Annotated in this window: 10 protein-coding genes and 5 tRNA genes; 9 read left to right on the plus strand and 6 right to left on the minus strand. The window is 58.2% G+C overall.

Features of this window, described 5'->3' with window-relative positions:
- Positions 1–3: 3 nt before the first annotated feature.
- From ACW5W8_RS22710 to ACW5W8_RS22730, 5 genes are all read left to right on the plus strand, one after another.
- Positions 4–89 (plus strand) — tRNA-Leu (locus ACW5W8_RS22710).
- 44 nt (positions 90–133) lie between these two features.
- Positions 134–219: transfer RNA gene (locus ACW5W8_RS22715), tRNA-Leu, on the plus strand.
- A 46-nt stretch (positions 220–265) separates the two neighbouring features.
- Positions 266–351 (plus strand) — tRNA-Leu (locus ACW5W8_RS22720).
- A gap of 71 nt (positions 352–422) precedes the next feature.
- A tRNA-Leu gene (locus ACW5W8_RS22725) sits at positions 423–508 on the plus strand.
- Between the two features lie 109 nt (positions 509–617).
- A complete protein-coding gene (locus ACW5W8_RS22730; protein WP_005343036.1) occupies positions 618–890 on the plus strand; it encodes a late competence development ComFB family protein in 273 nt (90 codons plus the stop codon).
- On the opposite strand, the gene ACW5W8_RS22735 is transcribed toward ACW5W8_RS22730, so the two are convergent.
- Complete coding sequence (locus ACW5W8_RS22735; protein WP_005343034.1) at positions 885–1,094, minus strand: hypothetical protein; 210 nt, start codon at positions 1,092–1,094, stop codon at positions 885–887. The two genes, ACW5W8_RS22730 and ACW5W8_RS22735, sit on opposite strands and share 6 nt — an antisense overlap.
- Before the next feature lie 301 nt (positions 1,095–1,395).
- On the opposite strand from ACW5W8_RS22735, the gene nhaC reads away from it, so the two are divergent.
- Positions 1,396–2,805 (plus strand): Na+/H+ antiporter NhaC, encoded by a 1,410-nt coding sequence (gene nhaC, locus ACW5W8_RS22740; protein WP_005357819.1) that lies wholly within the window; start codon positions 1,396–1,398, stop codon positions 2,803–2,805.
- A 139-nt stretch (positions 2,806–2,944) separates the two neighbouring features.
- Here nhaC and erpA read toward each other — a convergent pair whose 3' ends face one another.
- The 3 genes from erpA to clcA all read right to left on the minus strand — a co-directional run bounded on the left by erpA (position 2,945) and on the right by clcA (position 5,558).
- Positions 2,945–3,295: an iron-sulfur cluster insertion protein ErpA gene (gene erpA / locus ACW5W8_RS22745; protein WP_005340225.1), complete on the minus strand. Its 351-nt coding sequence runs from the start codon at positions 3,293–3,295 to the stop codon at positions 2,945–2,947.
- A gap of 87 nt (positions 3,296–3,382) precedes the next feature.
- Positions 3,383–4,078: a DUF6776 family protein gene (locus tag ACW5W8_RS22750; RefSeq protein WP_498630612.1), complete on the minus strand. Its 696-nt coding sequence runs from the start codon at positions 4,076–4,078 to the stop codon at positions 3,383–3,385.
- Positions 4,079–4,169: 91 nt separating this feature from the next.
- Positions 4,170–5,558: a H(+)/Cl(-) exchange transporter ClcA gene (gene clcA / locus ACW5W8_RS22755; protein ID WP_040067313.1), complete on the minus strand. Its 1,389-nt coding sequence runs from the start codon at positions 5,556–5,558 to the stop codon at positions 4,170–4,172.
- A 244-nt stretch (positions 5,559–5,802) separates the two neighbouring features.
- Between clcA and hemL the strand changes: the two genes are divergently transcribed.
- Both hemL and ACW5W8_RS22765 read left to right on the plus strand, forming a co-directional pair.
- The gene (gene hemL, locus ACW5W8_RS22760) at positions 5,803–7,089 is read left to right on the plus strand and encodes a glutamate-1-semialdehyde 2,1-aminomutase (RefSeq protein WP_201937713.1); all 1,287 of its coding nucleotides are present in this window, start codon (positions 5,803–5,805) and stop codon (positions 7,087–7,089) included.
- Positions 7,090–7,306: 217 nt separating this feature from the next.
- Positions 7,307–8,122: a hypothetical protein gene (locus ACW5W8_RS22765; RefSeq protein ID WP_498630614.1), complete on the plus strand. Its 816-nt coding sequence runs from the start codon at positions 7,307–7,309 to the stop codon at positions 8,120–8,122.
- Here ACW5W8_RS22765 and ACW5W8_RS22770 read toward each other — a convergent pair.
- Entirely contained in the window at positions 8,037–8,939 is a 903-nt protein-coding gene (locus ACW5W8_RS22770) for a TSUP family transporter (RefSeq protein ID WP_498630616.1), read from the minus strand. The genes ACW5W8_RS22765 and ACW5W8_RS22770 overlap by 86 nt on opposite strands.
- Before the next feature lie 296 nt (positions 8,940–9,235).
- On the minus strand, positions 9,236–9,985 hold the full coding sequence (locus ACW5W8_RS22775) for a DsbA family protein (RefSeq protein ID WP_498630617.1): 750 nt from the start codon (positions 9,983–9,985) through the stop codon (positions 9,236–9,238).
- A 197-nt stretch (positions 9,986–10,182) separates the two neighbouring features.
- On the opposite strand from ACW5W8_RS22775, the gene ACW5W8_RS22780 reads away from it, so the two are divergent.
- Positions 10,183–10,270: transfer RNA gene (locus ACW5W8_RS22780), tRNA-Ser, on the plus strand.
- Positions 10,271–10,603: the final 333 nt, after the last annotated feature.

Genomic DNA, 10,603 nt, shown 5'->3' on the forward strand with positions numbered 1-10,603 from the left:
TGTGCGAAGGTGGCGGAATTGGTAGACGCGCTAGCTTCAGGTGTTAGTGCCCCCCGGGTGTGAGGGTTCGAGTCCCTCTCTTCGCACCATGCTTCTCCAGACAGCATGTAAATCAAAACTGGTAACACAATGTGCGAAGGTGGCGGAATTGGTAGACGCGCTAGCTTCAGGTGTTAGTGTCCCACGGATGTGAGGGTTCGAGTCCCTCTCTTCGCACCATGCTTTATCCAGACAGCATGTAAATCCAGACTGGAAACCCGAATGTGCGAAGGTGGCGGAATTGGTAGACGCGCTAGCTTCAGGTGTTAGTGCCCCCCGGGTGTGAGGGTTCGAGTCCCTCTCTTCGCACCATGTTTCTGACATGTAAACACAGAGCAATGCGCTCCAACCGCATTTAAAAACCAGCTGGAGAAAATCAGTGTGCGAAGGTGGCGGAATTGGTAGACGCGCTAGCTTCAGGTGTTAGTGTCCCACGGATGTGAGGGTTCGAGTCCCTCTCTTCGCACCATTCATTACGCAAAAGGCCCATCACGAAAGTGATGGGCCTTTTGTTTTTACTCCTTGTTATGGCTATGCTTTTGACGACTCCCCGCTCATCGTCATGCCAAGGAACGCATATGATACTGGATACCGACATTCACAACTTTTACGAACATCTGGTGCTCAAGGAGATTGAGAAACAGGGGCTGCAGCAAAAGCTCAATAGCGATCAGATGGCCGACCTCTGCTGCCTCACCCTCAACCAGCTTCCGGCCCACTATATTCGCCACAATGTCGACATGATCTACTTCCTGACCGACGCCAAGCGCACCGAAATGGAAAAGCTGGTGGTCGAATCGCTCAAGGTGGCGCAGCAGAAGATCAAGCAGGCTCCCGTCAAAAGCTCATAACCAGGGCTGCTGCCAGAGCAGGGTAACGATACCGGTCAACCCGGCCACTGGCAGCAAGATCAAGGCGGGGCGCAATCCGGGCTCCAGCATCACCCAGGCAGCCAGCAGAAAACCTACACTCCAGGTGCCGTACTCTTTATCCTGACCCCATGCGAGTACGGCCACCGCCACCAGCAACATCATCCCCCGCAATATCCAGCGCATTGTTTTCTCCCCAACCAACAATTGATAATAATTATCATCTGCATCTATTGGGGGTGCAAGTAGCGTCACAAGAAAGCTTCGTATGTGACCTTGTGTGTCAACAGGCCGCTCAAAAACGGGTTATGAGATCAACTAATTTGTGATTTTTTCAATCAAATGTGCATTTTTGCCAATTTGATGGGGCTTTAACCCGTCGGGTTTGTGGTAGATTGCGGCCTCTTTTTGGGTTGCCTCCTCGGGATCGATTTATCCACAGGACGAGAGGGAGTGACCTTGGCGAGCAAGAGTTTAGGAAGTATCTATGCAAAACCAACAAAACCACATCCGACTACCGGGCATGGCACAGGTGTTTGCCTGTCTGGCCATTTTCCTGGCCCTGGCATTCTCGTTCACCAGCGTGCTCGATCTGCCGATCCAGCTGGCGTTGTTCATCGCCTGGTTCGTCATCATGGGGCTTGGCATCAAACTCGGCCACGATTACAAATCCCTGGAACAGGCAGCCGTTGACGGCGTTGCCAAGGGGATGGGGGCCATCCTGATCCTGGTCTCCGTCGGTGCTCTGGTCGGCACCTGGATTGCTGGTGGCATAGTCCCCAGCATCATCTACTTCGGCCTCAAGGTGATCCACCCGTCCATCTTCCTGCTGGCAACCCTGATCATCTGCTCTCTGACCTCGCTGGCCACCGGCACCTCCTGGGGCTCTGCCGCCACCGCCGGTATCGCCATGATGGGGATCGGCCACAGCCTCGGCGTGCCTGCGCCGCTGGTAGCCGGTGCCGTGCTCTCCGGCGTCTATTTTGGTGACAAGCTCTCTCCGCTCTCCGACTCAGTAGTGCTGGCGTCCACCATGTCCAACGTCGACGTGGTGGAACACATCAAGGGGATGCTGCCTATCAGCCTGCTCTCTTATGTCATCACCGCCGTGCTGTTCACCGTGGTGGGCATGCAGTATTCGGGCAATGTCAGTCTGGAGCAGGTCAATCTGGTAATGGAGGCGCTCGACAACCAGTTCAATATCACCCCGCTGGCCATAGTCCCCGTGGTGCTGGTGCTGGGCCTGTTGGCCAATCGCAAGCCCGCCTTCCCTGTGATCAGCTTCGGCGCCCTGCTTGGCCTGATCTGGGCCATCGCCTTCCAGGGCATGGATCCGGTCAAGGCAATGCACTCGGCTTATAGTCCGTTTGCCATCACCTCCGGCATCGATTTTATCGACAACATTCTCGGTCGCGGCGGCATGGAGTCCATGCTGGGCTCGGTCGCGGTCATCATCTTCGGTCTCGGGTTTGGCGGCCTGCTGGAGAAGGTCGGTATTCTGGAAGTGATCGCCAGCGCCTTCGAGAAGCGCATCAATAGCGTCGGCAGCCTGACCAGCCACACCATCGGCACCGCGTTTCTGGCCAACGTGTTTGGCTCGGCCATGTATGTGTCGCTGATCCTGACTCCCAAGATCATGGCCAAGAACTACGACCGACTGGGGCTGGCGCGCAAGAACCTCTCTCGCAACGCCGAGTTTGGCGGCACCCTCACCTGCGGCATGGTGCCCTGGAGCGACAACGGCATCTTCATGGCCGGGGTTCTGGGGGTGGCAACCCTCGACTACCTGCCTTACATGTGGCTGAGCTTCACCTGCATCATTGTGACCATCACCCTCGCCTACATGGGCAAGGCAGTGAACCGGATCCCGCTGGTCGCGGCGGCAAGCTCCCGCTAAGCCATCCTGCAAACAACAAAGGCGCCATCGAGGCGCCTTTGTTGTTTCAGGGGGGATGCTGTTTTACCGTCATCCCAGAGCCCCCAAACAAAAACAGCCCTCGTTGCCGAGAGCCGTTTCATCAGACCGATAATACCGATCAGATGGAGAAGCTGGAGCCACAGCCACAGGTCGTGGTGGCATTGGGGTTAGTCACGGTGAAGCGTGAACCTTCCAGACCCTCGGTGTAATCCACACTGCCGCCTACCAGATATTGCAGGCTCATGGGATCGATCACCATGGTGACGCCATTCTTCTCGACTACGGTGTCCCCGTCGTTGATCTTCTCATCAAAGGTAAAGCCATACTGGAAACCGGAGCAGCCCCCACCCGTGATGTATACCCGCAGCTTGAGCTCGGGATTCTCTTCCTCGGTGATCAGGTTCTTCACCTTGTTGGCCGCCGCATCCGTCATCTGGATGGGCAGCGGGGCTTCTGCTACTGCACTCATTACTGACCTCACAACCATTAGATCCACAAACATGGAAACAGCGAAATTATCCAATACCCGACCATTCAGTTCAAGTATTCACCACGTTTAACCGGCCGCGGGAACCGGAGCAGGCGGTGCGGCGACCAGCGGCTTGATCACCTCACCCCACTCAACCAGCAGCTCTTGCGCCGGTTGCCTGCCGTCCTTGTTGATGGTGACACGGATCCGATCCGGCACAAAGCCTTCCGGCAACTGCCAATTCCCTTCCAGCAGCTGGAAATAACGCAAGGCATAACGCCACTCGCTCACCTTCATTCCGAGATCGCGACCGGTCAGCATCTTCGGCTTGTCGGCCAGACTCCCCTCGACCCGGATCTGCACCTGACCACGGAACAGCTCCCGCTTCTTGGCAGGCTGGGTCAGGGCGAGACGGTAGTGGTAACGACCGGGAATGCTGGTCTCCTGCAGGGTCAGGTTGTCGATCACTACCCCCACCTGTTCGCCGGTGGGGCGCATGATCCGCTCGAAAAAGGCCAGCTGGCGCTTGAGCTCCTGCACCTGCGCCTCCTGACTCTTCAGGGTGGTCTGCAACTGCTCAAAGGCCGCTTTCTGGGTCGCCAGCTTGGTATCTTTGACCCCCAATTCGGTCTTGAGCTGGCCGATAGCCTTGCCCTGACGATCCAGCGTCTCCTGCTGTACCACCAACAGACTGCTCTGGGCCAGCTCCTGGCGGTTACCGACAAAGTAACCAATGAGCCCGCCAACGGCTAACACGACCAATAACTTCAATAGATTGGACATAGCCCCTCATCCCGTTATCACGCCATTTACGGCAGCGCCTCTCCCTTCACTATACCGCCCTGACCGGGGCCAAAGGCGATAAAGGGAAAAATTAACTGGCCGTGGCGCTGCCATCACCCCGCTTTTGACGCGCGGCGAGCCGTAAAGTTCGCTCCAGGATCTGGGAATAGATCGGTCGGCCACCCAGCCACTGGGCAACCAGAGTCGCACCGACTGTGGTGATCATCATCGGCAGGATCAGCTGATAGTTGTCGGTCATCTCGGTAACCAGCACGATACCGGTGATGGGAGCACGCACGGTGGCAGCAAACAGCGCCCCCATTCCAGCGATGGCAAAGGCGCCGGGCTCGATGCCAAGCTCCGGAAACGCCGCATGAAACAGATGGCCAAACACCACGCCAAACAGGGTGCCCAACGCCAGGGTTGGCGCAAACACCCCGCCCGGGGCACCGGAGCAGAAGCAGATGAGGGTCGCGACCAGCCGCACCGAGAAGATAAGGAACAGGGTCGCCATCGCATACTCATCCCCCATCAGATGAGGAATAAGCTCGGTGCCGCCGCCCGTCACCGAGGGGGCAAACAGCGACAGCACGCCGAAAGTACCGGCAACCAGCATACCGATGGCGACGAAACGGTGGCGCTTGTTCTGATGCAACGCCAGATAGCCATCCTGACAGGCCAGCACCAGCTTGTTGAAGACAAAACCGAGCACCCCGAAGGTGGCTCCCATAAAAAGGAACAACCAGAGCGCCTTGAGGGCTGGCGCATCGTAGTGGGGCAGAGTGATCACCGCCCCCTGACCTTTCATGTTCTGCAGCATCAGGGTCGCCATAATGGCGGAGATCCCCACTGCTTTGATGGCCAGAAAGGAGTAACGAAACTGCGGCCGCATCTCCTCCATCACGAACAGGATGCCTGCCAGCGGCGCATTGAAGGCTGCCGCCAGACCGCCCGCCGCACCGGCGGCCAGCAGGGCGTGACCATGCTCCTTGGGTAGCCGGAAGATATCCGCCACCATCTTGCCAAGGTTGCCACCGATCTGCACCGAGGGCCCCTCCCGCCCCAGCACCATACCGGAGCTCAGGGTACAGATGCCGCCGAAGAACTTGACCGGCAACACTCGCCACCACCGCACCGGGCGCAGATCGTCCATCGCCCCCTCGATCTCGGGAATGCCGGAACCACCCGCTTCCGGGGCAAAGGTATGAGTGAGGAAGTAACCGACAAATCCCAACAAGGCGCTGAAGCCAAAGCCAAGCAGACCGAGCTGCCACCAGGGGCGGTCTGCCAGCAAGGCGATGCGTTGTTCTGCCAGCCAGTGGACACCCGATTCGAACAGGCCGCACACCAGTCCGGCCAGGGTGCCGACCAGCGCCGCCAGCAGCAGCACCAGCAAGGGCATCTTGTCTTGCCGGATAATGCGGGAAAGCGGCCCCCGCGAAGAGGTATCGGCTTCAGAGGAGAGAGCTTGTTGCGCCATCTTGTTACACCAACTTGGAAAAACCATATCGTCAGCTAGCTGAGATCAGGATCACCCGGCGCGTTGCTCGGCTGCCCAGGGCTGGGGCTTTCTGCTATAGTCGGCCCGTTAAATTTTTGTCACGGGAGCAGACCGAGAGTCCGAGTGGCGAGAGCGCAAAGCATACTCCTGATGCTCCGGCCTGCCGAGTCTCAATCGGCTGCAATCCCTTGTGTGACGACCAAAATCCCATTAAGGATGATCCATGTCAAAATCAGATCAGCTGTTTGAACAGGCCCGCCAGACCATTCCGGGTGGCGTCAACTCACCGGTCCGCGCCTTCAATGGGGTCGGCGGCACGCCCCGCTTCATCGATCACGCCGATGGCGCCTATCTCTATGATGTGGATGGTCAGGCCTATGTGGATTACATCGGCTCCTGGGGCCCCATGCTGCTGGGTCACAACCACCCGGCCATCAAGGCCGCCGTCATCAAGGCCGTTGAGAAAGGGCTGAGCTACGGTGCGCCGACCGAGATCGAAGTGCTGATGGCTGAGAAAGTGCGCCAGATCGTCCCCTCCATGGAGCAGGTGCGGATGGTCAACTCCGGCACCGAAGCCACCATGAGCGCCATTCGTCTGGCCCGTGGCTACACTGGCCGCGACAAGATCGTCAAATTCGAGGGCTGCTACCACGGCCACGCCGACTCCCTACTGGTCAAGGCCGGCTCCGGCGCCCTGACCCTGGGTCAGCCCAACAGCCCGGGCGTTCCGGCCGATTTCGCCAAGCACACCCTGACCTGCGTGTTCAACGATCTGGAGTCGGTACGTGAAGCCTTCACCCAGTACGGCAGCGAGATCGCCTGTATCATCGTCGAGCCGGTCGCAGGCAACATGAACTGCATCCCGCCGGTCCCCGGCTTCCTGGAAGGGCTGCGCGCCATCTGTGACGAGTTCGGCGCCCTGCTGATCCTGGACGAGGTGATGACCGGCTTCCGCGTCTCCCTGCGCGGTGCCCAGGGTCACTACAACATCGACCCGGATCTCACCACCCTTGGCAAGATCATCGGTGCCGGCATGCCTGTGGGCGCCTTCGGCGGCAAGAAGAAGGTGATGCAGCACATAGCACCGACCGGCCCTGTCTATCAGGCGGGTACTCTCTCCGGCAACCCGGTGGCCATGGCAGCCGGTCTGACCATGCTGGATCTGCTGCTGGAGCCGGGTCTCTATGAGCAGCTGAGCGCCAAAACAGCTCGTGTTGCCGAGGGACTGAAGGCGGCCGCAGCCAAACACGGTATCCCGCTCGCCATCAACTATGTGGGCGGCATGTTCGGCTTCTTCTTCACCGAAGAGAACGAAATCACCCGCTACGAGCAGGTCACTCGCTGCGATATGGAACGCTTCAAGCGCTTCTACCATCTCATGCTGGAAGAGGGCGTCTATCTGGCACCGAGCGCCTACGAGGCGGGCTTCCTGTCATTGGCTCACGGCGACAAGGAGATCGAACATACCTTGGCTGCCGCCGAGCGCAGCTTCGCCAAGCTGGCTGGCTAAATCGCCACTGGTTGTCGCAAAGGGCCCGTCACGGGCCCTTTTCTATTACAGAGAGTCCATCACCACACAGGGCGGCAATACGCCCATTTCTGGTGCATTACCCCCTCGTCATCCACCGATTTGTCATCCTCTGGTGCAACTTGCCCCGCCATCCCTGTCATAAAGCAGGCCCACTATTTGCACATTCACCACAAGAGCCCACGTCACCGAGGTCCATATGGCAGAGATGAGCCCCATCGATGTGCTGCGGCGCTATCAGGAGTATCAGGAGGAGTTGACCCCGCTACTGCAGGGGCTGCTCAGCACCCCCCTTGCCTCGCTCAAGGGGTATCCCTTTGTGGTCAGCATTGACCACTATCAGGGGCCGATGTGCATCCAGCCTGCGGCACCGGCCGCCCATAACCGGTTGCACCTTATCGTGCAGGGGCAAGGACGGGAGATCACCGTCTGTCTGAATCAGCTGATTGGCTGGTTGATGGGGGACAGGGAGCGCCGCCGCGCCATGCCCTGGTTCAAGGCGGTCTATGTGGTGCTCAGCATGGCGCTGTTTTTGATCGTCGCCACCCTGATCTGGCACGGGCTGGAGCAGCTCTACCAGCTATTGTGCGGCGAGCAGCAGAACCAGCTCGGCGCCTTTAGCGCCATCATCTTCCTGACACTGGCACTGGCGGTGTTCGATCTGGGCAAGACCATTCTGGAAGAGGAGGTACTGCTGCATAAGGATATCTTCCGCCACAGCGCCATTCGCCGCACCATCACCCGCTTTATCGCCGCCATTCTGATCGCGGTCTCCATCGAGGGGCTGTTGCTGCTGTTCAAAGGCTCGCTCGGCCAGAGCGAGCTGCTCTGGCCAGCGGTCGGAGTGATGGGGTGTGCGGTGGGTTTGCTGCTGGCGCTTGGCCTCTATGTCTTTCTGGGGGCCAAGGCCGAAGCGGCACTGGTACAGGCTAGCCTGCGCTCTCCACCGTCAGCTGCACAGGGGAGCGACGCGCCGCCCGCCAAGAGGCGTACATGGTCCAGGAGGTATAGATGACGATAAAGGCAACCAGCCACTTCAGCATCTCCATATCCATCGATTTGACCAGCATGGCGGCCAGCACCACACCGATGGGGCCAAAGATGGCTACCGCCAGCACCGCCTTGGCATCGAACGCCCCTTTGCGGATAAAGGTGCCTGCGGAGAAGACGCTAAGCACGGCGGTGGAGCCCATCATGATGGGAAACGCCGCCAGCGGGTTCATCCCCAGCAGATAAACCAGCGTCATGCAGGGGGCAAACAGGCCGATACCGACATTCATCAGCACCCCGAAGATGAAGTTGCCAAGCAGGGCGATCGCCAACTTGTAGCCGCTGAGCCCCATCGCATCGCCGCCTACAGGGAAAAGCCCCAGCAGACCGGCAAAGATAAGCCCTGCAACGACCAGTAAGGAGATAGCCATCACCAACCGGATGGTCTGCCGATCAAACGAGGCCACATGACGAGCGCCCCAGGCCGCGCCAGCTGCGGCGGCCATCATCATGCTGATCAGCGTCAGCGGCTCCACTGCGACTGCGCCGACGAAGATCAGCGACTGAGTCACGGTTGGCAGCACGCACTGCCCATTGAGGGTACCCGGCAGCACCCGATCATCGATCAGCTTGAACTGCTTGTAGCAGGCGGCCTTTACCGCAAAGCTGCCCACCCCCAGGGTATCGAGGAAGTTGGCAACCCCACCGATCAACGCCACCGGCCAGAAGGGGGTCGCCTCAAAGGATCCACTCTGCTTCTTCCGCCAGCAAGCTTGCACCAGCATGAAGATGAATACGAGGCCTCCGGCTATAAAAACCAGCCGTAAAATATCAACTAACATAGGGGTTTCTCCTGCAACGGGCGGCGATTCTAAGGCAAGCAGCAGAAAAAATCTTGACCGGAATTAAGCAATGCTCACGACACACCTCTGCGAGGCGAAATATTTATCATTAGACTCCGAACGGCTCTGCTAATACTTGTTACTGAGGCCAACAGGCCGGGTCCTGAGCACGTTGTTATGGTCCTTTCGCGACGACCACTTGTGCCAAAGGACATAATAAAAAAGAGGGCCGGTAGTGATACCGACCCTCTTTCTGTATCTGGCCGGGGCGCTGGGCCCTCGACCATGACAACTGCTTATTGAATGCTCTTGCCGGCACGCACGTCCTTGATAAACCCCTTCAGGCTGGCCAGATCACGGGGGGCACCGCGCAGGATCTGATCACCAATGATGAAGGCCGGGGTACCGGAGATACCGAGCGCTTCAGCCAACGCACGGTTGGTACCTAGGTTCTGATCAATGCTGCCATCCTTGATCTTGGCTTCCACCTTGCTCCAGTCCACACCGGCCGCCACTGCCAACTGCTTGACCTGTGCTTCATCTGCAAGCGGGCCCTGATGGCTATAGAGCTTCTCGTGGAACGCCTGGTATTTGTCAGGCTGACCCAGCTGGACCGCCAACGCAGCACGGGCAGCGAAGTAGGAGGAATCGCTCAGAATCGGGAACTGCTTGTAGATGTATCGGATGTCTTTGTCTTCCGACATCAGCTGCTTGACCAGCGGATGGGCCCGCTTGCAGTAACCGCAGTTGTAATCGAAAAACTCCACAATGGTCAGAGATGCCTTCGGATTCCCCATCTCGGGATCCTGATTGGCATAAAGCTGCTTGGAGTGAGCCTTGATCAGCGCCTTGTCACTCTCGGCCTGCTGGCTCTCCTGCTTGGCACGCAGGGCATTGGACATCTCGACCAGGATCTCGGGGTTCTTGACCAGATAGTCGCGAACGATTTGCTCGACATCGCTTTTGGTCAGCTCGCTTGCATGTACCGGCGTCGCCAGCAGGGTCACACCAGCCAGCGCGCAAAACAGGGCATTTTTAATAGTCATAACGTTATCTTGCAGAGGATATGATAGAGGCCACTATAGTGGTTGAGTCTGTTTTCAAGTCAAGTTATCTGGCTAAAAAAGCGCTTGATACGCTCTGATTGCCACTTTTTCATATCATTTCGCGCAATTAACCAGCAATCAAACCGGACGGGGATTTACAAGCCGGAGCAGCATGGTAATATTCGCCGCACTGCTGCGGAGGGGTGGCAGAGCGGCTGAATGCACCGGTCTTGAAAACCGGCGATGGGCGACCATCCGTGGGTTCAAATCCCACCTCCTCCGCCATCTATTCCGAGCCCATGCAACGCAAGTTGCGTGGGCTTTTTTATCCCTTCTCTATATTCCATCACTTTACCTTTCGTGGCGCTTCATATGCCGCCTCAGTTTGCCAGTGCCCCTCCCTCAGGCAAGAGTCACGGTTCAGTGGCTTCTGGATGCTGAAAACACCAAAGCCCGGTCTGATGACCGGGCTTTGGTGTCTATTCTGGCGTGCAACGCCGTGGCCAACGTGCAAATTTTCCATAGCAAAAAGGCCTTCCCAAATGGGAAGGCCTTTCAAATTAGTGGCGGAGCGGACGGGACTCGAACCCGCGACCCCCGGCGTGACAGGCCGGTATT

It is taken from the genome of Aeromonas aquatilis (assembly GCF_054052405.1).